Annotated in this window: 24 protein-coding genes; 2 read left to right on the top strand and 22 right to left on the bottom strand. The window is 67.0% G+C overall.

Annotated features, from left to right (window positions below; genetic code table 11):
• The 14 genes from H537_RS52040 to H537_RS0139175 form a co-directional block, all read right to left on the bottom strand.
• Positions 1 to 176, bottom strand: a 176-nt coding sequence (locus H537_RS52040) for an FAD-dependent oxidoreductase (protein WP_156902259.1), incomplete at its 3' end; no start/stop codon positions are given.
• Positions 177 to 198: 22 nt separating this feature from the next.
• Positions 199 to 1,131 carry an electron transfer flavoprotein subunit alpha/FixB family protein gene (locus tag H537_RS0139235; RefSeq protein ID WP_029002203.1) on the bottom strand — a complete coding sequence of 311 codons (933 nt, stop codon included), beginning with the start codon at positions 1,129 to 1,131 and terminating at the stop codon, positions 199 to 201.
• Position 1,132: 1 nt separating this feature from the next.
• Positions 1,133 to 1,894, bottom strand: a complete 762-nt coding sequence (locus H537_RS0139230; RefSeq protein ID WP_029002202.1) for an electron transfer flavoprotein subunit beta/FixA family protein — start codon at positions 1,892 to 1,894, stop codon at positions 1,133 to 1,135.
• Positions 1,891 to 2,742 carry an HpcH/HpaI aldolase/citrate lyase family protein gene (locus H537_RS48385; protein ID WP_064736135.1) on the bottom strand — a complete coding sequence of 284 codons (852 nt, stop codon included), beginning with the start codon at positions 2,740 to 2,742 and terminating at the stop codon, positions 1,891 to 1,893. Before H537_RS48385 ends, H537_RS0139230 begins: the two co-directional genes overlap by 4 nt.
• A 33-nt stretch (positions 2,743 to 2,775) precedes the next feature.
• Positions 2,776 to 3,942: an acyl-CoA dehydrogenase family protein gene (locus tag H537_RS0139220; protein WP_029002201.1), complete on the bottom strand. Its 1,167-nt coding sequence runs from the start codon at positions 3,940 to 3,942 to the stop codon at positions 2,776 to 2,778.
• Between the two features lie 24 nt (positions 3,943 to 3,966).
• A complete protein-coding gene (locus H537_RS0139215) occupies positions 3,967 to 4,809 on the bottom strand; it encodes an HTD2 family dehydratase (RefSeq protein WP_029002200.1) in 843 nt (280 codons plus the stop codon).
• 104 nt (positions 4,810 to 4,913) lie between these two features.
• Positions 4,914 to 6,203: a TRAP transporter large permease gene (locus H537_RS0139210; RefSeq protein ID WP_029002199.1), complete on the bottom strand. Its 1,290-nt coding sequence runs from the start codon at positions 6,201 to 6,203 to the stop codon at positions 4,914 to 4,916.
• On the bottom strand, positions 6,200 to 6,808 hold the full coding sequence (locus tag H537_RS0139205) for a TRAP transporter small permease subunit (RefSeq protein ID WP_029002198.1): 609 nt from the start codon (positions 6,806 to 6,808) through the stop codon (positions 6,200 to 6,202). Before H537_RS0139205 ends, H537_RS0139210 begins: the two co-directional genes overlap by 4 nt.
• 64 nt (positions 6,809 to 6,872) lie before the next feature.
• The gene (locus H537_RS0139200) at positions 6,873 to 7,913 is read right to left on the bottom strand and encodes a TRAP transporter substrate-binding protein (protein ID WP_029002197.1); all 1,041 of its coding nucleotides are present in this window, start codon (positions 7,911 to 7,913) and stop codon (positions 6,873 to 6,875) included.
• Between the two features lie 22 nt (positions 7,914 to 7,935).
• Entirely contained in the window at positions 7,936 to 9,336 is a 1,401-nt protein-coding gene (locus tag H537_RS0139195) for an MmgE/PrpD family protein (protein ID WP_029002196.1), read from the bottom strand.
• A complete protein-coding gene (locus H537_RS48380; protein WP_043462233.1) occupies positions 9,333 to 10,244 on the bottom strand; it encodes a polysaccharide deacetylase family protein in 912 nt (303 codons plus the stop codon). Before H537_RS48380 ends, H537_RS0139195 begins: the two co-directional genes overlap by 4 nt.
• A gap of 30 nt (positions 10,245 to 10,274) precedes the next feature.
• Complete coding sequence (locus H537_RS0139185) at positions 10,275 to 11,063, bottom strand: enoyl-CoA hydratase (RefSeq protein WP_043462230.1); 789 nt, start codon at positions 11,061 to 11,063, stop codon at positions 10,275 to 10,277.
• Positions 11,060 to 12,256, bottom strand: coding sequence for a CaiB/BaiF CoA transferase family protein (locus H537_RS0139180; RefSeq protein WP_029002194.1), 1,197 nt, complete (start codon positions 12,254 to 12,256; stop codon positions 11,060 to 11,062). The genes H537_RS0139185 and H537_RS0139180 overlap by 4 nt, the downstream gene beginning before the upstream one ends.
• Positions 12,257 to 12,266: 10 nt before the next feature.
• Positions 12,267 to 13,628: an amidase gene (locus H537_RS0139175; RefSeq protein WP_029002193.1), complete on the bottom strand. Its 1,362-nt coding sequence runs from the start codon at positions 13,626 to 13,628 to the stop codon at positions 12,267 to 12,269.
• Between the two features lie 262 nt (positions 13,629 to 13,890).
• On the opposite strand from H537_RS0139175, the gene H537_RS0139165 reads away from it, so the two are divergent.
• Entirely contained in the window at positions 13,891 to 14,550 is a 660-nt protein-coding gene (locus H537_RS0139165) for a GntR family transcriptional regulator (protein ID WP_029002192.1), read from the top strand.
• A gap of 60 nt (positions 14,551 to 14,610) precedes the next feature.
• Here the strand turns inward: H537_RS0139165 and H537_RS0139160 are convergent, their stop codons facing one another.
• Complete coding sequence (locus H537_RS0139160) at positions 14,611 to 15,624, bottom strand: cyclase family protein (RefSeq protein ID WP_211235160.1); 1,014 nt, start codon at positions 15,622 to 15,624, stop codon at positions 14,611 to 14,613.
• 298 nt (positions 15,625 to 15,922) lie between these two features.
• Between H537_RS0139160 and wrbA the strand changes: the two genes are divergently transcribed.
• Positions 15,923 to 16,546 (top strand): NAD(P)H:quinone oxidoreductase, encoded by a 624-nt coding sequence (gene wrbA, locus H537_RS0139155; protein ID WP_029002190.1) that lies wholly within the window; start codon positions 15,923 to 15,925, stop codon positions 16,544 to 16,546.
• 115 nt (positions 16,547 to 16,661) lie between these two features.
• Here the strand turns inward: wrbA and H537_RS0139150 are convergent, their stop codons facing one another.
• From H537_RS0139150 to H537_RS0139110, 7 genes are all read right to left on the bottom strand, one after another.
• Positions 16,662 to 17,561, bottom strand: a complete 900-nt coding sequence (locus H537_RS0139150) for a LysR family transcriptional regulator (RefSeq protein ID WP_029002189.1) — start codon at positions 17,559 to 17,561, stop codon at positions 16,662 to 16,664.
• Positions 17,562 to 17,703: 142 nt separating this feature from the next.
• Positions 17,704 to 18,441, bottom strand: a complete 738-nt coding sequence (locus H537_RS50185) for a pirin family protein (RefSeq protein WP_084151301.1) — start codon at positions 18,439 to 18,441, stop codon at positions 17,704 to 17,706.
• The gene (locus tag H537_RS0139140; protein WP_084151300.1) at positions 18,438 to 19,352 is read right to left on the bottom strand and encodes a DMT family transporter; all 915 of its coding nucleotides are present in this window, start codon (positions 19,350 to 19,352) and stop codon (positions 18,438 to 18,440) included. The genes H537_RS50185 and H537_RS0139140 overlap by 4 nt, the downstream gene beginning before the upstream one ends.
• Positions 19,353 to 20,019: 667 nt before the next feature.
• Positions 20,020 to 23,550 carry an SNF2-related protein gene (locus tag H537_RS0139130; protein WP_029002187.1) on the bottom strand — a complete coding sequence of 1,177 codons (3,531 nt, stop codon included), beginning with the start codon at positions 23,548 to 23,550 and terminating at the stop codon, positions 20,020 to 20,022.
• Between the two features lie 103 nt (positions 23,551 to 23,653).
• The gene (locus H537_RS0139125; protein WP_043462228.1) at positions 23,654 to 24,070 is read right to left on the bottom strand and encodes a type II toxin-antitoxin system HicB family antitoxin; all 417 of its coding nucleotides are present in this window, start codon (positions 24,068 to 24,070) and stop codon (positions 23,654 to 23,656) included.
• Positions 24,071 to 24,236: 166 nt separating this feature from the next.
• Complete coding sequence (locus tag H537_RS0139115; protein ID WP_029002185.1) at positions 24,237 to 24,563, bottom strand: BrnA antitoxin family protein; 327 nt, start codon at positions 24,561 to 24,563, stop codon at positions 24,237 to 24,239.
• Positions 24,535 to 24,828, bottom strand: a complete 294-nt coding sequence (locus H537_RS0139110; protein WP_259375262.1) for a BrnT family toxin — start codon at positions 24,826 to 24,828, stop codon at positions 24,535 to 24,537. The genes H537_RS0139115 and H537_RS0139110 overlap by 29 nt, the downstream gene beginning before the upstream one ends.
• Positions 24,829 to 24,967 lie beyond the last annotated feature (139 nt).

The raw sequence follows: 24,967 nt of genomic DNA, 5'->3' as shown, positions 1-24,967 counted from the left end.
CCGGGCTCGGAGCCCTTTTCCAGCACCACCACCGACACCTCGCGGTCCGCCGCGGCGGCGAGCTGCTTGAGCCGGATGGCGGTGGCCAGCCCCGCGGGGCCGGCGCCGACGATCACCACGTCGTAGTCCATGGACTCGCGCGGACCGTACTGTTCCAACAACGCTTGCGCGCTCATGTCATGTCCCATCCAGGAACGCTTACAAGGACTGCACCAGCGCCGGCACCGCCTCGAACACGTCGGCCTCCAGGCTGTAATCGGCCACGCTGAAGATGGGCGCCTCCGGGTCCTTGTTGATCGCCACGATCACCTTGGAGTCCTTCATGCCCGCCAGGTGCTGGATCGCGCCCGAGATGCCGCAGGCGATGTAGAGCTGCGGGGCAACGATCTTGCCCGTCTGGCCCACCTGCCAGTCGTTCGGGGCGTAGCCTGCGTCCACCGCGGCGCGCGAGGCGCCCAGGGCCGCACCCAGCTTGTCGGCCAGCGGCGTCAGCACTTCCGCGAACTTCTCGGCCGAGCCCAGCGCCCGGCCACCGGACACGATGATCTTGGCGGCGGTCAGCTCGGGGCGGTCGCTCTTGGTCAGCTCGCGGCCGACGAAGGCGCTCTTGCCGCTGTCGGCCACCGCGGCCTGGCTTTCAACGGCAGCGCTACCGCCGGTGGCGGGCGAGGCGTCGAAGCCCGTCGTGCGCACGGTGATCACCATCACCGCGTCGGCGCTCTGCACCGTGGCGATGGCGTTGCCGGCGTAGATCGGGCGCTCGAAGGTGTCGGCGGTGAGGACCTTGGTGACGTCGCTGAGCTGCGCCACGTCGAGCTTGGCGGCCACGCGCGGGGCGGCGTTGCGGCCGTTGGCGGTCGAGGGGAACAGGATGTGGCTGTAGGTGGCTGCCACGGCCAGCACCTGGGCGGCCACGTTCTCCGCCAGCTGCGTGGCGAGCGCGGGCGCGTCGGCGTGCAGCACCTTGGCCACGCCCTGCACCTGCGCAGCGGCCTGGGCCACGGCGGCGGCGTTCTCGCCGGCCACCAGCACGTGCACCTCGCCGCCGCAAGCCAGCGCGGCAGTGATGGTGTTGAGGGTCGCGCCCTTCAAGGGCGCGTTGTCGTGTTCGGCAATGACGAGTGCGGCCATGTCAGATCACCTTGGCTTCGTTCTTGAGCTTGTCCACGAGCGTGGCCACGTCGGCCACCTTCACGCCCGCGCCGCGCTTGGGCGGCTCCTCGACCTTCAGCGTCTTGATCCGCGGCGCCACGTCCACGCCCAGGTCCGCCGGTTTCACCGTCTCCATCGGCTTCTTCTTGGCTTTCATGATGTTGGGCAGCGTCACGTAGCGCGGCTCGTTCAGGCGCAGGTCGGTCGTGACGACCGCCGGCAGCGTGACTTCCACCGTCTCCAGGCCGCCGTCCACTTCGCGCGTCACCCGGGCCTTGCCCTCTAGAGCTTCGACCTTGGAGGCGAAGGTGGCCTGTGGCAGGTCGGCCAGCGCGGCGAGCATCTGGCCGGTCTGGTTGTTGTCGTCATCGATGGCCTGCTTGCCCAGGATCACCAGGCCCGGCCGCTCCTTGTCGATGAGCGCCTTGAGGATCTTGGCCACGGCCAGCGGCTGCAGCTCGAAGGCTGCATTGCTGGGCGTCTCGACCAAGATGGCGCGGTCGGCGCCGATGGCCAGGGCCGTGCGCAGCGTCTCCTGGCACTGCGTGACGCCGCAGGAGACCACGATCACCTCCGTGGCGATGCCTTTTTCCTTGAGCCGCACGGCCTCCTCGACGGCGATCTCGTCGAAGGGGTTCATACTCATTTTCACGCCGGCGAGGTCGAGCCCCGAGCCGTCGCTCTTCACGCGGACCTTGACGTTGTAGTCCACCACCCGTTTCACGGGCACCAAGATTTTCATGAGACGCTCCTGAAGTAGGGATTCATGGTGATCAACGACACGGGCCGGGAGCCTGTCTGCGACATGAGCAGGCGCGTGGCCCGGTCGACGACAGGCGCGTCCACCATTTGCCCGTCCATCTGAAACGCACCGCCTCCCGACGCCGCCGCGGCGGCGACAACGGAGCGGGCCCAGGCCACCTCGTCCTGCGAGGGCTGGAAGCATGCGTTGACCGTGTCGACCTGTGCCGGATGAATGCACAGCTTTGCGCCGAACCCTGCCCTGCGGCTGCAGCGTGCGTCATGCGCGACCACGTCGAGATCCGCGACCTGGAGCGTGACACCGGCCACCGGCGCCTCGATGCCGGCCAATCGCGAGGCAAGCACCAGTTCCTGGCTGTAGGAGGAGAGGCTGGAGTCGTCGCCGCTGATGCCCAGGTCCAGCCGCAGATCCACCGACCCCAATACCAGGCGCTGCACGCCGGGCACGCCAGCCAGCCGTCGCGCCAGGGCTACGCCCTGGGCAGATTCGATGATGGGCAGGAGCGCAGCGCCCACGGCCTTGTGAATGCACAGCAGGTCGGTGGTCCGCTGTGCCTTGGGCACCATGATGCTCGGTACGCCGGCGCGGCGGCACATGGCCAGGTCGGCCGCGAACCAAGGAGTGTCCGCGCCATTGATGCGAACTGACGCCGGACGCCCCTCCATCAGCCACTTGCAGGCGCTTTCGCGGGCGCGCTTCTTGTTCGAAGGCGATACGGCATCCTCTAGGTCGATGACCACGCAGTCAGCACCAGAGGCGGCAGCTTTCGCAAAGCGCTCCGGTCTGTCGCCAGGGACAAAGAGGTACGAACGGCAGCTGAGGCTCACAGTGCGCTCCCGGTGACAGGTGATGTCGACATGTCAGAACGACCGCGGCAGGCCCAGCACATGTTCGGCCACGTTCGCCAGGATCAGGTTGGTGGAGACCGGCGCCACCTGGTACAGCCGGGTTTCGCGGAACTTGCGCTCCACGTCGTATTCGCAGGCGAAACCGAAGCCGCCATAGGTCTGCAGGCAGACGTTGGCCGCCTCCCAGCTCGCCTTGGCCGCCAGGTACTTGGCCATGTTGGCCTCGGCCCCCGCGCTCTCACGTGCGTCAATCCTTGCGCAGGCATTCCAGCGCATCAGGTTGGCGGCTTCGAGCTCGATAAAGGCCTCCGCGATCGGAAACTGGATGCCCTGGTTCTGTCCGATCTTGCGGCCGAACACCACGCGCTCGTTGGCGTACTGGGTGGCCCGGTCGATGAACCAGTAGCCGTCGCCGATGCATTCAGCCGCGATCAGGGTGCGCTCTGCGTTCAAACCATCGAGGATGGTTCGAAAGCCCTTTCCCTCCTCGCCCAGCAGGCTGTCCTCGGGCAGCTCCAGGTCGTCGAAGAAAAGCTCGTTGGTTTCGTGGTTGACCATGTTGGGGATAGGACGCACGGTCAGCCCGTTGCCCAGCGCCTGCTTCAGGTCTACCAGGAAGCAGCTCAGACCTTCGGTGCGCTTCTGCACCTCGGCCAGCGGCGTGGTGCGCGCCAGCAAGATCATGAGGTCGCTGTGCTGAACCCGCGAGATCCACACCTTCTGTCCGTTGACCACCCAGCGGCCATCCTTTTTCACCGCGGTGGTCTTGAGCCGGGTGGTGTCGCTGCCGGTCGTGGGCTCTGTGACGCCCATGGACTGCACGCGCAGCTCGCCCGCGGCGATCCTCGGCAGGTAGTGGTCTTTCTGCGCTGCGGAGCCGCTGCGCACGATGGCGTTCATCACGTACATCTGCCCATGGCAGGCGCCGGAGTTCCCGCCCGAACGGTTGATTTCCTCCATGATCACGGAGGCCTCCGCCATGGACAGGCCCGAGCCACCGTACTCCTGCGGAATGAGCGCGGCGAGCCAGCCCGCCTTGGTCAGAGCCTGGACGAAGGCTTCCGGATAGGCCCGTTCTTCATCAATCTTGCGGTGGTATTCCGACGGAAACTCGGCGCAAAGCGCGCGCACCGCGTCCCGCATTTCTTCATGCGGACCGGGGGATGTGTTGAAAGTCATGGGTTTCACCTTGTTGGTAAGTAATCAGCGCGCGGTTGCGCTCATGGCCAGGTGGCCGGAGCCGTTGCGCGCCCACAGCGACACCGTCCCGTCGTTGGCCTGCGCATACAGCGTCACGGTGTCGAAATCGAACAGTGGGCGCACGGCCCTGAACTCGAAGTAGCGGACCGGGATCACGTTCGCCGTGCGCTCCAGCAGCCCTGCAAGCAACGTGGCCACCAGCGGGCCATGAACCACCAGGCCCGGGTAGCCTTCCACGCCGGTCGCATAGTCGCGGTCGTAGTGGATGCGATGGCCGTTGAAGGTGAGTGCCGAGTATCGGAACAGCAGGGTGGCGTTGACGGGCACCGTTTCGCACACCGCAGCTTCCTCAGCCGCCTGGATCGGCCTGGGCCCTACACCGGGCCTCGCGGCATCGCGATAGACGATGTCCTGCCATTCGGTGATACAGGGCTGTCCACGGCTCTCGATCTCGTGTTTCACGATGACGAAGACAAGCGGACCGGAGCAGCCGTCCTTGGCCTTGACGTCGGCAATGGTCGATATGCGGCGCAGCGGCTCGCCGATGCGGGGCGCGCGATGCAACACAAGGCGTCCTGCTGCCCACATGCGCCGGGGCAGCGGCACCGGAGGCAGGAAGTGACCGCGGGCAGGATGCCCGTCGAGGCCAAGCTCGCTGCCGTCCGCGATCGCGGGGAAGCACAGCCAATGCCATAGCAGCGGCAGGTCGTCGCTCTCCGCCGGCACGCGGTGGCCGCGGCTGAGCGCAGCGGCCATCTGGCGCGCTGCGATGGGACGCACGCTGTCGTCGGCACGTTCCTGCCGGCCGACCCATTGGCGCAGGTAAGACAAATCGATCGAGGTCATGGTGTTCCTGTTGTCTGCAGCCGTCGGGCCGAGCACGGCCCCGCTGCCGACGGTTGCGGCGGCGTAGCGTCTGAAGTCGGAGGGTTGCGAGAGAGAAAGGCGGCTCAGTTCGGCCCGACGGCCTTGGGCAGCCAGAGTGCGAGCCCGGGGAACAAGGCCAAGGCGGCGATCATGAGCAGCAGCGCCATGACGAAAGGCAAGGCACCCACGATCACGCTGTCCATCGTCCCGCCCTTGCGCACGCTTTGCACGACGAAAAGGTTGAGTCCGACCGGCGGGGTGATGAGCGCCATCTCGACGAGCAGGATCACGACGATGCCGAACCAGATGGGGTCATAGCCCAGCGCCACCATGACCGGCGCCACGATGGGGACAGTCGTGATCATCATCGACAGGGTCTCCATGAAGCAGCCCAGCACCAGGTAGAACAGCACCACGGCCACGAGCATCGCCAGCGGCGAGAGACCAAGCCCGCTGATGAAGTCGGTGAGTGCTTGCGTGAGCCCGATGGCCGACATGACGAAGTTCAGAAAGGTCGAACCGATGACGATCAGCATGATCATCGCGGTGGCCTTCATCGTGCCTTCCAGAGCCTCCTTCAGCATCCCGCGCGAGAGCTTGCGTCGGAAAATGGCCAGCAACAGCGCACCGGAGACACCGAGCGCGGCGGCCTCGGTCGGCGTGGCCAGCCCTGCATAGATGGACCCGACGACCAGCGCGAAGATGGCCAGCGGTGGAAGGAGGTCGAGCAGGCTGTGCAGCCGCTGCGGCCAGCTGGCCTGCAGCCGCGTGCCACCCCATTGCGGGCGCAGCGTGCAAGCTACCGCGATGGTGATGGTGAAGAGCGTCGCCAGCGCCAGCCCCGGCAGGATGCCCGCCAGGTACAGCTTGGGCACGGAGGAGTTGGTCAGCACGCCGTAGACGACCAGGTTGATCGACGGGGGAATCAGAATGCCCAGCGTGCCACCGGCGGCGATGCTGCCCAGGAACAGCGGCTCGTTGTAGCCGTAACGCTGGATCTGCGGAATGGCGACGGTACCCACGGTGGCCGACGTGGCCACGCTTGACCCGGAAGTTGCCGCAAACAGCGTGGAGGCGCCGATGTTGGCATGCATCAGCCCGCCCGGCAGCCATGACAGCCACAGCGCCATGGCGCGATACATGCCCTCGGCGAAGCCCGAGCGCAGCAGGATCTCGCCCAGCATCACGAACAGCGGGATGGACACCAGCAAAAACTCGGTGCTCGCGCCCCACGCCAGCTCACCCATCGCGCCTGCCAGAGGCAGCATTGAATAGCCTTGGTCCAGGATCAGGCCCAAGCTGCCAAGCGCGACACCGACGGGAATGCTCAGCCCGATCAGGACCAGCAGCAGCGCCATGGAGACCGGGATCATGATTGCTCTCCTTGCACGATGCGTGCGCCGTCCTCGGCGCCTTCACGCGCTTCTTCCTGGGCCGAGCGCACACCGGCGATGGCCGCAACCGTGCCGGCATCGCCACGGATCAATGCGGCGCTGGCGCGCAGCAGCAGCAGTCCGAGCACCACGCACATCCATCCCAGCCCCAGCAGCCACAAGCCTTGTGGCACCCACAGCGGGGTTCCGAGGCTGCTGTTGGCGTGCGCGCCTTGGGTCCACGACTGCGTCAGCACCTCAAAGGCGTAGTAGCTCAGGTACGCGCAGAACACGCCCGTGGCCACCAGGCTCAACCAATCCAGGACGGCCGCGGCACGGCGCGGCAGGCGGTGGTAGAGGACATCCACGCGGACATGGGCCCGTTGCAGCGTTGCAAAGGCCAAGGACCAGGAGGTGCCGATGGCAAAGGCGTAGCCGGACAGCTCATCGGCACCGCCAACGCCGCGGCCCATGAGCTTGCGCAGCAGCACATCCAGGGTGACAAGGAGCACGCTGGCTAGGATCAGCCCACCCGCACCCCACACAGCCCATCGGGACAGTGCATGGGCGAGATCCACCAGCCGCCCCAGCGTGGACGGAGCCAGGTCGGCAAAGCCGTGCTGGTGAGACAGGTTCAAAGGTGAAGCATGAGTGCTCACGAGCCGCTCCTCACTTCTTGGCGCTCAGGCCGACGATGGGGCCGAGCCGGGTGTTGAAGCTGTCCACGCAGTCCGCGGAGCATCGCGCTGCCCACTTCGGCAGCACGGAGTCGAGCATCACCTGCCTGAGCAGCGCACGATCGGCCTCGCTGGGCTGGACCAGGACCATGCGTCCCTTGATCTCGCTGGTGCACGCCGATGAGCCGGTGTTGCACTCGATGCCCTGGCGTGTCTGCTGCTCCGCCGCAGCCCATATGTCGTTGACCATCGTGGTGATCTGCGTTTGCAGGAAGGTCCTGACCTTCGGGTCGATGCGCTCCCAGGCCTTGAGGCTCACGGCGTGGACTTGCTGGTTCCAGTTGACCGGCAGCGCCAGCAGATGCGTGCTGACCTCGTACCACTTCGCCGAGTAGCCGGACATCGAACCCGTGATCGCGCAGTCGACCACCTTGTTCTGCAAGGCAGGCACGACCTCGGCAAAGGCCAGCGTGACGCTGGAGCCGCCCAGCGCTTCCACGAACTCAGCCTGCGTCCGGCTGCTGGTGCGGACCTTCTTGCCCTTGAGGTCGGACAGGGCGCGTACCGAGGCGTTGCAGAAGAACACCTGTGCCGGGTAGGTCGAGATGCCCAGCAGCTTGACCCGGGACCGTTCGCCGTAGAGGCGTTCGTAGACGGGATAGAAGGCGTCCGTGACCTGGCGCGCCGTCTTCACGTCCGGCGCCAGTCCGGCCAGGTCGATGGCCTCGTTGATGGGGTTGTCGCCGGCGAAGTAGACCAGCGTCGCGGTCCCGAATTCGATCACGCCGCTGGACATCAGCCGCATGAGCTCCGGGCCCTTCATGCCCATTTCGTTGAAGCCACGAATCTCGGCGGTGACGCGCCCACCCGAGAGCGTAGGAATGGTCTTGCTCCAGAACGGATGCTCGAAGTCCTTGTACGGTGACAGGGTGCTGACGCTGCCCACGACCTTCAGCGAGGTCCTGGGCAGCTCGTCGGCCAGGGCATTGCCCAAGAGCCCGGTCAGGGCAAGCGCGATGGCGGCAGTTTTCATGCGGATCTCCAGAAGGTCATGGTCAAACAGCGGAATGGCGGCGAATGGCCGCGGCTCCCGCGGGCGTCGAGGCGGCAGCGAGGGCGCGGACGTCGCCTACCTCTTCGAGCCTGCGCAGCATCGAGGCAAGCTCCCGGCATTGCCGCTGCGGCAGGGGCGGCACGGCAGCCGTGCAGCAGCGCTCGAACTTGAGCTCCTGCTCGCGCAGGCTCAGCGGACGCTGCGGATGGCCGAGCAACTGCTTGATGGCCAGCTCATGGCATGTCCCGTCCTTCAACATGACGACAACATGCTGTGGGCCGCCGATCGCGTTGGGGTCCGGGTTGGCGTTGTCGATGAGGCGCACCCGCTGCGCCAACGCCAGCCGCCGGGTGTCCCGCAGCGCCGCCTCGTCGAAGTCCTGCAGGCGCAGGTCGCCCGTGAGCAGCACCGTGGCCACGGTGTAGGCCATGCACAGACGCGCATACCCAGGGTCCATGTCCGGCGTGGCTGCGCGGCCCACCAGGCGAACGACGAGCGCCGAAGCGAAGACCTGCACGGAGTCGACCGCGTCGGGCTCGAAGCCATGCCGCTGCATCAGCTGCAGCACCCCCTCGATGCCGCCGTGGGTCGCTCTCCCGGACGGATACGGCTTGTGGCTCATGCGCGTGATCTGGAACACCTGCCCGATCTCGCCCTGGACCGACGCCCAGTCCGCCTGCCCGAAGTCGTAGAGCGCGAAGTAGCCGAAGGGGCCTTCAAGGATGTCGCGGGGACCCGGAAAGCCGGCCCGCGCCAGCTCGAAGGCGGTGATCGCGGCCCTGGCGTTGAAGCCAACTTGCATGCTCACGGCGGGAGAGCCTTCCACATGGGCCTGCATGGTTCCGCTGAGATGGCTGTAGGCCAGCCCCAGCGCATCGCGGGTCTGATTGGCATCGAGCCGTGCCAGCTTGGCCAGGGCTGCGGTTGCGCCCAGTGCCCCGCACATGGCGGGCCGGAAGAACCGCATCGGTGCTCGCTGCGCTAGCGCCACAAAGATGGCGACATCCAGCCCCAAGGTGACGGCGGCGATCAGTTCGCGCCCGCTCACGCCGCCATAGGCCTGCGCATAGCCCATGCAGGCGGGCAGCAGCGAGGCCATGGCATGCACGACCGCGGCATCGTGAATGCAGTCGAACTCCTGGTTGAACACCTGGTAGGCATTCGTGAGCACGGCCTGCGCCCAGGGCAGCGTCTCGCCGGAGCCCCAGACGGTCGCCGCGTCGCCCGTGCCCAGCGCCCGCATCGCCTGCCGGACCTGCGCCATGCGCGGGTGGCGTGAACCCGCGATGCCGACGCCGAAAGCGTCGAGGATGAAGACCTTGGCAGCCTCCACGACCGCGGGTGGGAGGGTGTCGAAGTCGTGACTCTGGAGGTGAGCCACCAATCGGTCAGCCGCGTTCATGCCGCCTCCTGCTGCAAGCCCGGTGCAGTGACCGGGGCGGGTACCTGCTGGCCGTACCAGCGGGCGATGTCGCTGCCGGTGACGAAACGCACCAGCGGCGAGGCCATGAGCATGTCCAGCAGGGCTTCCAGGTCGCCGAAGCGGTGCGGTACGCCCATGAGGTGCGGATGCAGCCCCAGCGCCAGCACACGGGGCTGCCGGTCGGCTTGGACCTCGCGCTCGAACAGCTTGAGGGTGCGGCTTGCGCGGGTGAGGAACTCCGATGAAGGCTGCTTCTCGACCGCGCAGATCACCGAGTCGTTGAGCTCCAGGTTGTATGGCAGGGACAGCAACGGGCCCGAGGCCGTGGACATCCAGCAGGGCAGGTCGTCGAGACACCAGTCGAAGACGTGCTCCACACCAGCGGCCCGAAGATGCTCCAGGGTCTGTCCGGTCTCGCGCAGCCCCGGCGACAGCCACCCCGTCGGGCGGCGCCCGGTGAAGGCACCGAGCTTGTCGAGGGCAGCGGTAATCGTCTCCGCCTCGCTAACCGCGGTGTGGAGGCTGCGCTGGTGCATCCCGTGGCCGATGAATTCCCAGCCCGCTTCCAGCATCGCCTGCGCGGCACGGGGATACACGTCCAGGACGGAAGCGTTGCAACTCGTCGAGGCCGGCAGCGAGCGCGAGCGCAGCGCCCTGACCATGCGGGGCAGGCCACAGCGCATGCCGTACTCGGCCCATGCGAAGTTGGGGACGTCAGGCAGGCTCTCCTTGCCGTGGGGCGGGGTCAGGACCGTGCGCGGCATCGGCTCGTCGAACGGCCAATGCTCGACGTTCACGACGACATGCACCAGGATCGACGCGCCCTCCAGTGGCGCCAGCCCTGCCCGGTCGTGGAAATACTCATAAGGCACCCTGGGGTTGCTCATGGGGTTCTCTCTTCCTTGAGGCGGTGGGCGTCAGGCGCCGGCGAAGCGCGGTGGACGCCGCTCGCGAAAGGCCTGCTGGCCCTCGCGGTAGTCGCTGCTGGCGAAGCAGGCGCGCACCAACGCGTCGATCGAGGCGCGCTGTCCAGGTTTCTGGGGAATCACGACACCGCGTATGGCAGCCTTGGCCGCCCGCATGGTCAACGGCGCATTGCTGCCCACGGCCTCCACGACGGCATCGAACTCGGCGGCAAAGCTCTCGTCCTGGAACACGTCGTGGACCACGCCGATGCGGCGGGCCTCCATGGCGTCGAACTTGCGGGCGGTCAGGAACAGCTCCAGCGCACGAGGCGCCCCCAGCGCGTGAACCAGCTGTTCCATCGCCTCGTACGCGTAGCCCAGGCCCAGCCGGGCCGCGGGCATGCGAAACGTCGCTACCGAACTGGCATAGCGCAAATCGCAAGCTAATGCCAGCCCCAACCCTCCCCCGAAGCAGATGCCGTCAAGGCGGGCAATGGTGGGCTTGCTGCAGACCTGCAGTGCACGCTGCGCGCTCAGCACCGCAGCGTCATAGTCGGCGGCGCTCTCCGCTGCCGCGCGCTGGGCGCCGAATTCGCTGACGTCGGCGCCGGACACGAAAGCCTTGGTGCCTTCCCCGCCCAGCACCAGCACGCGAACGGATGCGATTTCGTCCAGGGCAAGCACGGCGTCGCGCAGCGCGGTCCACATCGACCGCGTCATCGCGTTGAGTTTGGCCGGGTTGGACACCGTCAGGTACGCCACGGCACCCAAGGTCTGCACATGGATGGACCCGCCGCTCATACCACGCCCTCCGCGCGAAGGCGATTGATCGCGGCATCGTCGTAGCCGATGCGGCGCAGGATCTCCTGCGTGTGCTCGCCCCGGTCCGGCGCCGTGGCGGCGAGCACCGCCGGTGTACGCGCGAGATGAATGGGTTGCGACAGCACGGTGGCGGTTCGCCCGTCGCGGGCCTGTACCTGCTGCGCGACGCCCAGATGGCGTACCTGGGGGTCGGTGAAGACCTGGGGCATCGAGTACACCGGACCGGCCGGAACGCCAGCGGCGTTGAGCACGTCGACCCAGTGGGACACGCTGCGCGTGGCAAACACCTCCCCCAGCTCATGGTTGAGACGGGAACGGTTCTTCACCCGCAAGCCCTCGTGCGCATAGTCCGGATCAGCCACCAGCGCCGGCATGCCCAGCGCGGCACACAGCCGATGCCAGTTCCCCTCGCCCGAGGCGCCCAGGTTGAAGACGCCATCCGCAGCCCGGAACAGGCCCATGGGGCTGCTGGTGGGATGGTCATTGCCCACCTGGACCGGGACATCGCCCTCGTTGAGGTAGCGGGCGGCCTGGAAATCCATCATGGCGATCTGGGTGTGCAGCAGCGACGCCTGTACCCATTGGCCGCGGCCGGACCGCTCGCGCTCGAACAGGGCCAGCAAGACGCCCACGGCCGCGTAGATGCCGGTGCTCGAATCCGCCACCGCCAGACCGGCACGAACCGGTCCCTGACCCGGCAGCCCCGTCACCGACATCAGGCCGCCCATGCCCTGGACGATCTGGTCGAAGCCCGGACGATCGGCGTAGGGGCCGTCCTGCCCGAAGCCCGAGATGCTGGCCAGGATGATGCGCGGATTGATGGCCTGCAGCTGCTCGTAGTCCAGGCCGAGGCGGCGCTTGACGTCGGGACGCCAGTTCTCCACCACCACATCCGCCGTGCTCAGCAGGGTGCGCAGGATCTCCAGCCCACCGGGCCGCTTGAGATTGAGCGTCAGCGAGCGCTTGTTGCGGTTGAGGTTCTGAAAGTCCCCGCCATGCCGGTTGGCCGCGAACATCGCGTCGTTGGGATCGACGCCCTCCGGCGGCTCCACCCGGATCACGTCCGCTCCGAAGTCCGCCAGGATGCGCACGCAGGTCGGTCCGGCGCGCACACGCGACAGGTCGATGACGCGCAGGTTCGACAGCGCCGCCGGCGCAGTGGTCATGCTCATGAAAAAGTCCTCAGTGAACGGGGCGCAGCCCCGGATTGCCGATTCGGTACATGGCCTGGTGCGCAAACGCCAGGAGCAGCGTTTCCTGCCCGGGCCGGGCAATGGCCTGGACGGAGACCGGCCGGCCCTGGGTGTCCGCGCCGATGGGGAACACGATGGCCGGCAGTCCGAGGTAGTTGACGAAGCGCAGGTTGGCGTAGAGGGCCTGCAGCTCGGCCTCGTCGTACCCCGGCTGACCGGGCGAAACCCGGTTCCAGTCCGGTACCGGCCGTGACAGCGCCGGGGTCAGCAGCAGGTCGACGTCGTGCAGGGCCGTGCGCAGGAACCGATTGCGCTCGTAGCCGCGATCGACGATGGCGCGCGCATACCAAGGGGCCGGCACGGCGATGCCGGGCAGCATCACGGCCTTGGCTGCGCCGGGAAGCTCGCCGCCGCGGCGCAGCAACTGGGCCTGGGTCGCAGCACTCTCGGCATGCAGCACGATCGCTGCGGCGGCATCGAGCCGTTCACGACCGTCCACCTGGCGCGCGGTGACCACGCCCATGTCGCGTACCACGTTCATGAAGCCGTGCAGCGCCGCGGCAACCTCGGGCGCCAGGCCTCGCCGGTCCACCGCATTGGCGAAGCGCCAGCGGCGTGGTGCGTCGAGCGCAGCCTCGATCTCGTCCGACACCTGTTCGGCCGGACGCGAACACCCTTGCGTCGAGAGCGCCGACAGCAGATGGGCCGCGTCGGACGCGGATGCCGCCAGGATCCCGACCGTGTCCAGGCTGGGGGCCAGGCTGAACACGCCTGCGGTGTCGATCAGGCCATGCGTCGGCTTGAGCCCGACGATTCCGCAAGTGGCCGCCGGGATGCGTACGGAGCCCGCCGTGTCGGTTCCGAGCGAGGCTGGACATAGCCCGGCCGCGACAGCCACCGCGGAGCCGCTGGAGGAGCCGCCGACCACGGCGTCGGGGTCGATCGGGTTCACCGGACGCCCGAAGTGCCGGTTGTCGCCGGTCGCCCCGCAGCAGTACTCCGACAGCGTCAGGGTCGCCAGGTGCGCCGCACCGGCGGATGCAAGCTTCTCCAGCACGCCGGCCGAGGCCTGTGCGTTGGAAGCCGCCCCGGCGGACACGCCGACCCCGGGCACGTGCCCCGCGGTGGCAAAGACGTCCTTGTGGGCCAGGGCCACGCCGGCAAGCAGACCATCGCGCGCTCCCACTGGCTCGGCCAGGGTACGGACCACGCAGTTCCAGCGCCCGGCCTCGGCGGCGAAGCGCTTGCGCTGGCGACCCACCAGGTCCTGATCGCTGTCGCCGCCGGCCGCCAGCATCTTGCGCACGGTCCGGATCGAAGGAGCAACTCGCTCACAGGTCACGCTGTTCATCACGACTCTCCAAGTTGAAGCCCAACGCCGCGCCCAACTCGTGAAGGGTCCGCGCGATGCGCTGCTGCTGCGGCAAGGACAAGCGGACACCGCACATCGACGCGGCACCCCCTACCCACGCCAGCGACGCATCCAAAGGCCCGCCCGGCATTTCTTCCCTGCCGGAAGATACAATTCCAACGTCTTTGTTTGTACTGTGGCTCTGCATAAATATATTTATAGACGCCTTCCGTGCATTCACCAGTCAGGAGAAACCCTTGCCATGAAGAGTGCTGACCGCATCCGCCTGGAACTTGAGAACGCGATCCGCTCGGGCACGCTGCTGCCCGGCGACGCCATTGACGAGGCGGAGCTGATGAGTCGCTATGACGTCTCCCGCACGCCGGTGCGCGAGGCGTTGCTGCAGCTGCAGGCGCAAGAACTGCTTCAGAGCCAGCCGCGGGGCGGGATGGTGGTGGCGCGCATGGATGTGCAGCAGCTGCTGTCCATGTGGGAGCTGCTTGCCGAGCTGGAGGGCGTGTGTGCGCGGCTGGCATGCGAGCGCATGACGGCACAGGACCTGCAGGAGATGCAGCGCGTGCACCATGCGGCGCGCCCCTGTGTCGAGGCCGACGACATCGAGGCGTGGCAGGCACACAACCGCGAGTTCCACGAGGTGCTCTACCGGGCGTGTGCCAATCCCTACCTGCGCGAGGAGATTCTTCACATGCGGGCCCGGACGGGCGCTTACCGGCGCCACGCCTTCGCGGCGATCGGCATGATTCGCAAGTCGTGGGAGCAGCACGAGCGGATCCTGGATGCACTCAAGGAGCGCCAGCCGGCCCGCGCGTGGGAACTGATGGTTGCCCATCTGAGTCCGGGGCAGGGAATGCCGGGCGTCACGGCTTTGATCGCCTCCCTCCCCAAGCACCTGTTGCGCTAGCAACCGGCGAGCGCTCGTACCTCGGGCTCGTGGTGCTCTTGCTCGCGTGGTCGCTCGCGGTCAACGCCGCAGCGCGATCGCGATCGGACGCATGGGCGCCGCGTCCGCCCCCTTGAGCTTCAAGGAGGCGCCTATGAAGGCGAATTCGTATACCCGGTCCCGCGCAAGCTCCTCCAGCTGAACCAACTCCATGATGGGCGCACCCTGCTGGGCCAGCAGATAGGTATGCACGGGCACGTAGTTGCCTTGCACTTCCGGCGGGAAGGTCTCGAAGCTGAGGTTGTCGGCTCCGACCACCATGGCGCCGCTCTCCTCCACCAGGAAGCGCGCCGCGTCCAGGCTCATCCCGGGCGGGTTGTCCATGAAGGCCTGGGGTTGCTCGTAGTGCTTCATGCGGCCGGTGCGGATCAGGACCACGTCGCCCTGGCGCAGGGTGAGGTTCTGCGCGCGCAGTGCCTGGACCAGGTCCTGGCGCCTCACCCTGTAGCCCGGCGGCAGCATGTCCACGCCCTGCCCCGCGGCCACATCGATCAGCACGCCTCGCGCGACGATGGGCGGAATGGTCTCCGCACCGGTCTTGCGCCAGCCGCGGTCGCCGAGGTGCTCGCGCGCCTCGAAGCCGTTCCAGATGCGCCCGTCGAGCCCGAAATGGTTGAGCGCGTCGATGTGGGTACCGGTGTGGGTGTACATCGAGACGGCCGAGCCGGTGTAGCTGACATGCTCGTTCTGCGCATGACCCACACCGATCGGATCGTCGACGACCGTGCCGTGCGGCGTGTGCGTCATCCAGATCTGGTAGCGAGGGTCACCTGCCGCATGCCACCCGGGCATGCCGATAAAGTACTCCACCGAAAGATCGTAGACACGCCCGCCGGCAACCCTGCTCAGCACGGCCGCGCGGCTGGCGTCCGTCATGAGGTTGAGCCGTCCGAGCTGGTCCTCGGCACCCCAGGGGCTCTTGCCGACTTCGGGCGGTTCGGCGGCAAGGGCACCAGCGGAACCCGCGATGGCGGTTGCGATGGCAAGCGTGCGGACAATACTGAACATGATGGAGCTCTCCTGGTTGCAGCACATGGGCTGGATCACGACGCAGCAACCATAGAAGGGCTCGACGCAAGCGAACAGCTGCGGCACATGAAGAGTGTCTTCGTGCTGTGGGAACAGTTCTTCAGCACTGCGACCACGCGCGGTGTCGCATGGTCTGCGGGCGCGCCTATTGCGCAGGATTGAAGCATGGAGCTTGCAAACTCGTTGCGTTTGCACCTAGTTGCTTCCCATCACTGAATTGATTGTTTGCGCCGAGAGCCTATGCCAGCGCCGTTCACGTTCCTAGACTGAGCGCCACATTCCACTTGCCGCAACGGAGAAATTGATGACCAAAGTGCTCGTCCTCTATTACTCGAGCTGGGGCCATGTCGAGAGCATGGCCGAATCGGTAGCCGCGGGAGCGCGTTCCGTCGATGGCGTCGAGGTCGACCTGCGCCGCGTACCCGAGCTGGTACCGGACGCCGTCGCGCACTCATCCCATTACAAGCTCGACCAACCGGCTCCACTGGCCAAGCCCGAAGCCCTCGCGAACTACGATGCCGTGGTGTTCGGCACGCCCACGCGCTTTGGCAACATGGCGGCGCAGATGCGCAATTTCCTTGACCGCACGGGTGGGCTTTGGGCAAAGGGCAGCTTGATCGGTAAAGTCGGCAGCGTGTTTGCCGTCACCGGGACGCAGCACGGAGGGCAGGAAACCACGATCACGAGCTTCCACACCACCCTGCTGCACCATGGCATGGTGATTGTCGGCCTGCCTTACTCGTTCGACGGCCTGGTGAACATGGACGAGATCACGGGTGGCACACCTTACGGTGCCACGGCACTTGCCGGTGCAGACGGCTCACGCCCCGTATCGGCCAACGAAATGGCCGGTGCGTACTTTCAGGGGCGCCATGTGGCCATAGTTACGCGGGCACTGGTGGCCGGTCGGCAACAGCTCAAGGCGTGACGGGAGCGCGCTGTACGTGAGTGAGGGCAGCCCGTGCGTGGCCTGCCCTGCGATCGCTGCAGGGCCTGGCGCATGTGCAGGTTCCGGCTTCGAACCGTGCGGGACGCTATTGCGTTCACACGCTGTCGGCATCCGCCAATTGACTGCGCAGGAAATGCACGAACGTGCGCAGCCGGCCAGGCAGGTGTTCGCGGCTCGGATAGACCGCGAACAGCCGCCGCGGCTCGATGCGCCAGTGCGAAAGTGCCGGCTCCAGCCTGCCCTCGCGCAAGTCGCGCTCCACGATCACCCGTGGCACCACACCCACTCCACGTCCGGCCCGCAAGGCATCGGCCAGCAGCAGGCTGTTGTCGGTACGGAAGTCGCCCTGCACCTCAACCCGAAGCACCTGCGCATCCGACTCGAAGCGCCATTGCATCGCATCGCTGCCGAGGACGTAGGCCAGGCAGTTGTGTCCGGCCAGGTCGGCGGGATGTTCAGGAGGTCCCCGGCGCCGCCAGTAGTGCGGCGACGCGCACAACACCCGTTCCACGGTCATCAGCGGCACGGCGACCAGCGTCGAGTCCTCCAGCTCCGCCCGGCCGCGCAGGGCGACGTCCACGCCTTCCTTGATCAGGTCGCTGACCCGATCGTTCAGACGAACCTCAAGCTCCACCTTCGGATGCAAGTCCTGGAAAGCGTGCAGATGGGGCGACAGCAGCGACAAGGTAAGCGACACGGGAGCCGACACCACCAGCCGCCCCACGGGCTGTTGCCCCGACGCACGCAGGGCTTCGAGCATGGCATCCGTGTCGGACAGCACCCGCGTGCAGTAGGCGAGGAAGCGCTCCCCGGCCTCCGTGAGGTGAAGGCTCCTCGTGGTGCGAGCAATGAGACGGCTGCCCGTCCAGGCCTCCAGCTGTTGGACCTGTTTCGTGATCACTGGCGGCGAGCAGTTGAGATCCCGTGCCGCCGCAGCAAAGCTGCCGGTGGCGACCACCCGTGAGAAGCAGCGCATCGCGAACTGGTGGTCCATGCAAACGTTTCTCCGTGCCTTGCTTGGGCGTGACGCGCTCGGGTCGCCAGACGGCGGCAGTCACCCGCCCGTTCGACCCGGCAATGGGCGATTGTCCCGCTGTTGGGGAACGTGCCGGAAGGAAGGCCGGCAGCGTGACGCCCTACGGCGCGGGCTGTTCGATGCGCAACACCGCGGCAGCCCGATCGGCGCACAGGGTGATCGAAGGGAAGCCACCAGGACAAGCCAGTGCATCGCCCGCCTGAAGCCGCAGCACGTTCTCCTCGCAGTGCACGACCGCTTCCCCGTCCATGAGGTGCAGGTACAGCGACCGAGCCGGGTTCGCCTGGATCGACAGCGGCTTGTCGGCGTCAAGCCGACCGAGGTCCACCGCAAGATCGTGGCCGAAGTCGATGGCCGCGGTCCCTGCGGCAGGTGCCACCACGGACGTCCATTGCCCTGAGCGCTGCATACCGAGCGTGCGCTGCAGCACTTCGGCATCCCGGCGGCGCCACGGTGGTGCGAACCACAACTGGAAATGGCGCTCCCCGTGCGTAGCGGAGGCGTTCATCTGGCTGTGCAGGATGCCGCTGGCCGCGTGCATCACTTGCACCTCGCCAGGCCTGACGATCGCATGGCCACCGAGGCTGTCACGGTGCACGATCGGTCCCGTCCAGGGAATCATCAGGATGTCCAGATGCTCATGGTGATGCATCGCGAATCCACTGGCCGGCTGAACGAGGTCTTCGTTCAACGCGAGAACCGCACCGAATCGCTGGCGGGCGGGATGGCGATAGGCGCCGAACGAAAAGCTGAATCGCGCATCGAGCCAGGCGTTGCTGAAGTGGCCGCGCGTGCTTCCAAGGCGGAGCTCGACGCCGGCGAAGGCAGGTGAGCTCATGGACGGGGAGCCCTGGAAATGGCGGCGGGCGACGTGTTCAGCAGCAGCAGCGCCAAGAAGATCAGCACCAGTGCGGGCACGGTGCTCCAGGGCAGGTGCTCGCCGAACACCAACGTGCCTGCAGCCACGCCCGTCAGCATCGACACGTAGCCCATGAAGCTGAAGGTGACGGGCTCCGCCTTGCGCTGCAGCGCAAAGTACAGCAGATATCCGACGACCAGCGCCAGCGCCTGAGCGGCAAGCCAGTGCCACGCACCGGCCAGCGAACCGATCGAAAAGGGCGCGACCGCGGTGGCACCGGCCAGCATCACGGCCGACGACAACAGCGTGACCGCGGAGAGCCATTCGCCGTCAACGCCGGGGGGCATGCATCGCGAACGGTACACGTTGCCGGCGGCAATCGATGCCGGGATGGCGACCACGAGCAGTACGTCCGTCAGGTCATCACTGAACGAAAGCCCTCGGCCCAGCACCAGTAGCGCGGCGCCAGCGCATCCCAGAGCGACGGCGGCTGCGCGCCTGAAGGTGGGCGGCTCCAGCCGCAGCAGCAGCACGATGGCCAGCGTGAAGACCGCCGGCAGGGTGAAAGCAAGCGCCGCGAAGCTTGCGCCCGCACGCGCCGTGAGCCAGTACAACGCCGACATCGGCAGAGCATGGCCAAGCAGTCCGGCAGTGATTCCGAAACGCAGCAGGACAGCGGGCGGAGCCGGCACACCGGCCCGCAACAGGCCTAGCAGCAGCAGCATCGCGCCCGCCACTGCGGTGGGCAGGGTTGCAAAGAGCAGTACACCCGCTCCTTGGGCGCCAGCCAGCTTGGCGAACGGGATACCCAAACCCAGACAGACGCCCGTGCCTACGAGCAAGGGGGCGATGGCGATGAGGCTCCTGGATTTCGAGTCGGCGGTCTGCATGGCTGCAATCTAGGCAGCGGCGTCGGCCTGTCACAGCCCGCGATGGGAAAGTGACTCTTTCCCAAAACGAAAGCTTCCGCATTGCAAGCGCTGGCAGACTGCTGGCACGGATCAGTGTGCCTATGGCACCTGTCAGATCCCAAGCATCATCGAAACTCGGATGCGCCCACATGCACTGCTCCCTATTGCGAATCGTCTAGCGACCAAGTCAGGCGCGGGACGCGCGACTCGTACGCAGTCCGTGCCTGGAGATGATGCCGGCCAAGCTGCCGGACATCAGCGCGACGACATCGACGAGGATCACCGGCAGCGCCACGCCCCCCGGCGAGGCCAGGTAGAGCGGCTTGAACTTCGCCTTGTACTGGCGCAGGACCTCGACGTTGTAGAAGTGTTCGCCAAGCCGGTACAGCAGCGTGCCAATGGCGCCCCACAGGAGGTAATCGAATGGACGTCCCCGTTCGAACTGGCATCAGCGAGCCGGAGGTAGTGAAGATTTTCCCGCCAACATTTATTAATAACCGCAGGTTATATAGGTAAGACTAACCAAGTGCCTCTGGTTCTGCACTTCGCGCAGCAAGTAGCGTGGTGCGTACAACACGCAAGGGGCTGCTGGAGGCAGCGGTGCAGATGAGGTCCACGGTCTGGCCGAGACCCCTGACGCATGGGTTTATCTCAGTCGGAACAGCGCCTTCAGTTCTGCCGTTGGCAGCTGGCCGATCCAGGTTTCACCCGTGCCGACGGTCATCTCTGCAAGATCCCGCTTGGCATGGATCATTTCGTTGATCCGCTCTTCGAAGGTGCCGCGCGTGATGAAGCGGTGCACCTGCACCTTGCGCTGCTGGCCGATGCGGTAGGCCCGGTCGGTGGCCTGCGCCTCCACTGCCGGGTTCCACCACAGGTCGAAATGCACCACGTGGCTGGCCGCCGTGAGGTTCAGCCCCGTGCCGCCCGCCTTGAGCGAGAGCAGGAACACGCGCTGCCCGGGCTCCTCCTGGAAGCGCTCCACCATGCGGTCGCGCCCGGCGCGGGAGACGCCGCCGTGCAGGAACAAGGGCTCTCGTCCATGGCGCTCCTGCAGCATGCGCACGAGCAGCTCGCCCATCTCGCGGAACTGCGTGAACACCAGTGCCTTCTCGCGCGCGGCGCCGATCTCGTCGAGCAGGTCCAGCAGCCGCTCGGCCTTGCCCGAGGCCGCCGGGTCGGCCGCGCCCTGCTTGAGGTAGTGCGCCGGGTGGTTGCAGACCTGCTTGAGCGCCAGGATCAGCTGCAGCACCAGGCCCTGGCGCTCGAAGGTGTCGGACTGCCCGGCGATGGCCGCCATGCCCTCGCGCACCACGCTCTCGTACAGCGCGGCCTGGGGCTTGGACAGCGTGCAGAACTGGTCCTGCTCCACCTTGTCGGGCAGGTCGCTGATGATGGACTTGTCGGACTTGAGCCGGCGCAGCAGGAACGGCGCCATCACCCGGCGCAGCCGCTCGGCCGCCGCGGCGTCGCGATGGGTCTGGATCGGCGTGGCGAACTCGCGCGCGAAATGCGTGGGCCCGCCCAGGTAGCCGCGCTGCGCGAAATCCATGATCGACCAGTACTCCAGCAGCCGGTTCTCCACCGGCGTGCCGCTCATGGCGATGTGGCTCTGCGCGTCTATGGCCTTGACGGCCTTGGCCTGCGCGGCGCTGGGGTTCTTGATGTTCTGCGCCTCGTCGATCACCACGATGCGCCAGGACAGCGCCTTGAGCGTCGCCGCCTCGCTGCGCGCCACGCCGTAGGTGGTCAGCAGCACGTCGGGCCGTTCCTGCGCCAGCTCGCGCTTGGCGCCGTGGAAGACGGCTACGTTCAGGTCCGGCGTGAAGCGCGCCGCCTCCTTCTGCCAGTTGGTCAGCAGGCTGGTGGGCACGATCACCAGCGCCCTTCCCTCCCGCAGCGCACCGTCTTGCTTGAGGCGCAACAGCAGCGCCAGTACCTGCAGCGTCTTGCCCAGGCCCATGTCGTCGGCAATCACGCTGCCTAGGCCCAGCCGGGCGTTGCGCCACAGCCAGGCGTAGCCGCGCTGCTGGTAGGGCCGCAGCGTGGCCTGCAGCCCCGCGGGCAGCGGCACCTCGGCCTCGCGCCGCAGTTGCTCCATGAGCTTTTCTGCCGCCTTGTTCAGACCGACCGGGGCGCCTTCGATCTCGCCGGCCAGCGCGGCGCGCAGCAGCGTGGCGCCGTCGCTCTGCTGGGGCCGAGCCAAGCGCGCGTGCAGCGACTCGACCTCGGCTGCGTCGAGCATCACGTACTGGCCCCGGAATTTCACGACACCGGTGGCCTTGCCGAGCAGGCGCTTGAACTCCGCAACGCTGACCAGCTCATCGCCGATGGCCACCTTCCAATCGAAGGACAGAATCGAGTTCGTGTTCAACAGACCAGCACCGGCACTGGCACCGGCGGCAGCCTTGATCTGCATCGACAGCCGGGGCCGCAGCAGCTGATCCAGCGCTCGCGGCAGCAGGGTGCGGATACCCATGAGGCGCAGTGCCGGCAGCGTCACCGACAGCAGCGCCGGCAACTCCTCGGGTGTCACGGGGAGAGCACGTTTGGCGCCCTTGCGCACGTAGTCGTGCAGCGGCGGATGGAACTCGGCCAGCATCGCCACGGTCCTGAGCACGCTCATGCGATGGGGGAACGCAGGCTGGGCAATGACGTCGGCCAGCGGCACCGGTGCCTCCAGCGTCGAATGCTCGTCGGCTACGGCCAGTGCCAGCCTGAACCCCTCCGCACGCACGGCCTCATCCAGGCGCAGCACCGGCATGTAGCGCTGGCGCGCCAAGTGCAGCCGCGCCAGCCAAGCGTGGATGCTGCCGGCCAGCGCGCCCTCGCCCGGGCCGTCGACGCGTACCTGGCCCGGGCCGAAGAACAGACTCCACGCCTTGCCGTCAACGTGCTTCCCGGCCGGGGCCGTGTCCGCAGCCAGCAGGCGCAGGTACAAGTCAATCAGTGCACACAGCAGCACGCGCGCCTGCGCCCGCGCGGCCAACGGTACCCAAGAACGATTCAGTCGGTGCTGCGCCAGCCCCGGCGGCAGCCCGGCCGCGGCCTGTGATACCAAGCCGCGCACGGTGGCGTCCAGCTCCGCCGCGCACCAGCGCAGCCCCAGCGTCCTGGCGTCCACGGTGAAGACCTGCGGCACCACAGCGCCACGGGCAATGAGGTGCAGCGCAAACAGATGCAGGGTGTGCATGCCGGCAAAGTCCGCCCCCAGCTCCGGCAGGCTTTGCGGCGGCACGGCCGCCAGTGCTGCCAGCAGCCCGGGCAGCGTGTCCAGCGCCCGGCCGTCCAGCGTCGCGCCCGCGATCTCCACAGTGGCCTGGGCGTTCACCCTCAAGCGCAGTTGCCCTTCGGGCACGGAAGCCGCCTCGCTGCCGGTGTCCACGGCCGCAGCGGCCGCATCGAGCTGGCGCTGCGCCTCGCGCGCGATGCGGGTGACGGTCTTGTGCGCCAGCTCGCGGAAGTCTGCGCCGTGGTGAAACACCGGCTGCGCCGGCAGCAGTCGCCACAGCGGCTCGCACAGCTCGGGCACCGCCGTGAAGTCCATGCGAGCCAGCGCCTGCGGGTCGTGTGCCGGTTCAGGCGTTGCCCGCTCGGGGTCGTCTTCGAGCAGCGCCAGCGCGCTGGCAGGCAGTGCGCGCTCGGCCTGCGCATCGACGGCCACGCCGTGGCGGCCCAGCAGTGTCTGCAGATCGATGCCGCGCAGCTTGAACACCAGGTAGGGGTCGGCGTCGATCTCGCGGCTGAGCAGGTAGATCACCGCCGCCAGGTGTTTGCAGGGCACGGCCCAGTCCGGGCACGAGCACTCCATCTGCAAGTCCTTCCAGCGCTGCGGAAAGACCTGGATGTCCAGCGCCCTGGCTTCCTTCAGTACCGCGGGGTCCAACTCGCGATTGAGCAGCCGTGCGATCAGTCCCGGGTCGGCCGCCAGCCGCTCGGCCAGTCGGGCAGCGTTGGCGGCGCCGACTTGCGGCACGTGGATGTCCACCACGTAGGGTCTCGGTCGCGAGCCCTGCACGTGGGCCCGGACGTGGCCCTCATGCACCTTCAAGTCGCGCACCGCGCCACGATTGGCATAGGCACGCCCGCGCGGCAGGCGGCTGTCGTGGTCGATCTGCGCCAGCGCCTGCAGCCACTGCTCGCCCCACCAGGTGTTGCCGTACGACGCGCGACTCACCAAAGCTGCTCCATCATCGATCTGTTTTGGCTGTCAAAGGCCTATGGTTGCAGGGCATCGACGGCGCTCGCACAAAACGCAGCCCATGCAGCGGCGCAGCGCATCAGGCCCGCCCGCTGCGCCGGCCGAGTCCTTCGGCAAGCAGGGCCAGCACCAGCGAGTTCAGCGACACCCCTTCGGCACGCGCGCAGCGTGCGAGCTGAGCATGGGCGCCCTTCTTGGGCACGCGCGTGACGAACTTGCCCGAAAGCCCAAGTGCTGCCACATCGTCGGACTGGATGGTCGGTGCCGGGATGTCGCGCCCCATGTCCACCATTGCCGCGATCGCGGACTCGAAAACGTCGCGCGCGCTGCGCAGGGCTTCCTTGGTGCTCCCGCCATCAGCCATGACACCGGGCAGTTCCTGGAACGTGACGAGGTAGTCCCCGTCGTTCTCTTCGCTGAGGTGGCTGACGAGCCGCGCGTGGTCCTCGAAGGGGTACGGCGGGTGAACGGACTGGATGTGCTTGACGTCGCTCATGGCTCAATCCTGGATGAGCTCGATGAGGGCCACGAACTGGTTGACGCAGATGGCCTGGTTCGGTCCGTGAGCGGGCACGGTCACGATGTCAGGGTCTCGGCCAAGCCGCCTTCCAGCCAACCGCGGTGCTTGCAGCTCAGCACGCAGCCGGCACGGACCCACGGGCTCAACACGCCCCGGACTCACCGTCTGGGTGGGACTTGAGCCAGTCGCGCAGCGCCTCGTTCATGCGCGTCTGCCATCCGGGCCCGCTGGCCTTGAAGGCTTCCAGCACGTCGTCATCCACGCGCAAGGCGATCTGGGTCTTGGTCGAGCCCGTGGGGCGACCGCGCCTGCGACGCGCTGCAGCCAGGGCGGCTTGCAGTTCCTCGGCTGTGGCCGGACGCTCGTCCTCATCCACGCCATCCCACACGTAGTAGCCCTCGGGCGGTGGCGACTTCAGCGCCTGAAGGATCGCTTCGCGCTCACTCGGCTTCTTCCGCGAGCCACTCATAGTAGACCTCCGATTCCTCCTGGCTGGCAGGCCGGAAACTGATGATGCGCTGCTCCTCGCTGCGCTGCACGTGCACGACCGTCAACACCGCCAGCCGGCCCATCACATAAGAGAACGACTGCACCCGGGTTTCGCCATGGCGCACCGTCGTGACGTCGAACCGGTAGCGGGACTCGAGCACGGCGGTGGCGTTCACAAAGTCCAAACCATGCTTAAGCAGATTGGATCTCCGCTTGGCCTCGTCCCAAGTCAGTCGTATGTTCACCTATTTATTGTATATGCGCAAAATCACTGCGACGCAAATGTTGGTGCAGATAAGCGTTCATAATCTTTAGCACAAGAATTCTTGGGCAAGTGGGCTTGGCAGGCATCACCAGCCGGTAAACTGTGGCGCGACAAGCACT

The sequence above is a fragment of the Azohydromonas australica DSM 1124 genome, from assembly GCF_000430725.1.
Taxonomy (GTDB): Bacteria; Pseudomonadota; Gammaproteobacteria; order Burkholderiales; family Burkholderiaceae_C; genus Azohydromonas; species Azohydromonas australica.
This window is presented reverse-complemented; position numbering and strand designations above follow the sequence as displayed.

What these genes read in the sequence shown, in the direction of transcription:
- H537_RS0139180 (WP_029002194.1), bottom strand. Translation starts at nt 12,256, where the DNA reads ATGAGCATGACCACTGCGCCGGCGGCGCTGTCGAACCTGCGCGTCATC.
- H537_RS0139125 (WP_043462228.1), bottom strand. Translation starts at nt 24,070, where the DNA reads ATGAGCGACGTCAAGCACATCCAGTCCGTTCACCCGCCGTACCCCTTC.
- H537_RS0139210 (WP_029002199.1), bottom strand. Translation starts at nt 6,203, where the DNA reads ATGATCCCGGTCTCCATGGCGCTGCTGCTGGTCCTGATCGGGCTGAGC.
- H537_RS0139185 (WP_043462230.1), bottom strand. Translation starts at nt 11,063, where the DNA reads ATGAGCGGCGGGTCCATCCATGTGCAGACCTTGGGTGCCGTGGCGTAC.
- H537_RS0139165 (WP_029002192.1), top strand. Translation starts at nt 13,891, where the DNA reads ATGAAGAGTGCTGACCGCATCCGCCTGGAACTTGAGAACGCGATCCGC.
- H537_RS0139140 (WP_084151300.1), bottom strand. Translation starts at nt 19,352, where the DNA reads ATGCAGACCGCCGACTCGAAATCCAGGAGCCTCATCGCCATCGCCCCC.
- H537_RS0139175 (WP_029002193.1), bottom strand. Translation starts at nt 13,628, where the DNA reads ATGAACAGCGTGACCTGTGAGCGAGTTGCTCCTTCGATCCGGACCGTG.
- H537_RS0139235 (WP_029002203.1), bottom strand. Translation starts at nt 1,131, where the DNA reads ATGGCCGCACTCGTCATTGCCGAACACGACAACGCGCCCTTGAAGGGC.
- H537_RS0139200 (WP_029002197.1), bottom strand. Translation starts at nt 7,913, where the DNA reads ATGAAAACTGCCGCCATCGCGCTTGCCCTGACCGGGCTCTTGGGCAAT.
- H537_RS0139215 (WP_029002200.1), bottom strand. Translation starts at nt 4,809, where the DNA reads ATGACCTCGATCGATTTGTCTTACCTGCGCCAATGGGTCGGCCGGCAG.
- H537_RS50185 (WP_084151301.1), bottom strand. Translation starts at nt 18,441, where the DNA reads ATGAGCTCACCTGCCTTCGCCGGCGTCGAGCTCCGCCTTGGAAGCACG.
- wrbA (WP_029002190.1), top strand. Translation starts at nt 15,923, where the DNA reads ATGACCAAAGTGCTCGTCCTCTATTACTCGAGCTGGGGCCATGTCGAG.
- H537_RS0139230 (WP_029002202.1), bottom strand. Translation starts at nt 1,894, where the DNA reads ATGAAAATCTTGGTGCCCGTGAAACGGGTGGTGGACTACAACGTCAAG.
- H537_RS0139160 (WP_211235160.1), bottom strand. Translation starts at nt 15,624, where the DNA reads ATGTGCTGCAACCAGGAGAGCTCCATCATGTTCAGTATTGTCCGCACG.
- H537_RS0139115 (WP_029002185.1), bottom strand. Translation starts at nt 24,563, where the DNA reads ATGAGTGGCTCGCGGAAGAAGCCGAGTGAGCGCGAAGCGATCCTTCAG.
- H537_RS0139150 (WP_029002189.1), bottom strand. Translation starts at nt 17,561, where the DNA reads ATGGACCACCAGTTCGCGATGCGCTGCTTCTCACGGGTGGTCGCCACC.
- H537_RS48380 (WP_043462233.1), bottom strand. Translation starts at nt 10,244, where the DNA reads ATGAGCAACCCCAGGGTGCCTTATGAGTATTTCCACGACCGGGCAGGG.
- H537_RS0139220 (WP_029002201.1), bottom strand. Translation starts at nt 3,942, where the DNA reads ATGACTTTCAACACATCCCCCGGTCCGCATGAAGAAATGCGGGACGCG.
- H537_RS0139195 (WP_029002196.1), bottom strand. Translation starts at nt 9,336, where the DNA reads ATGAACGCGGCTGACCGATTGGTGGCTCACCTCCAGAGTCACGACTTC.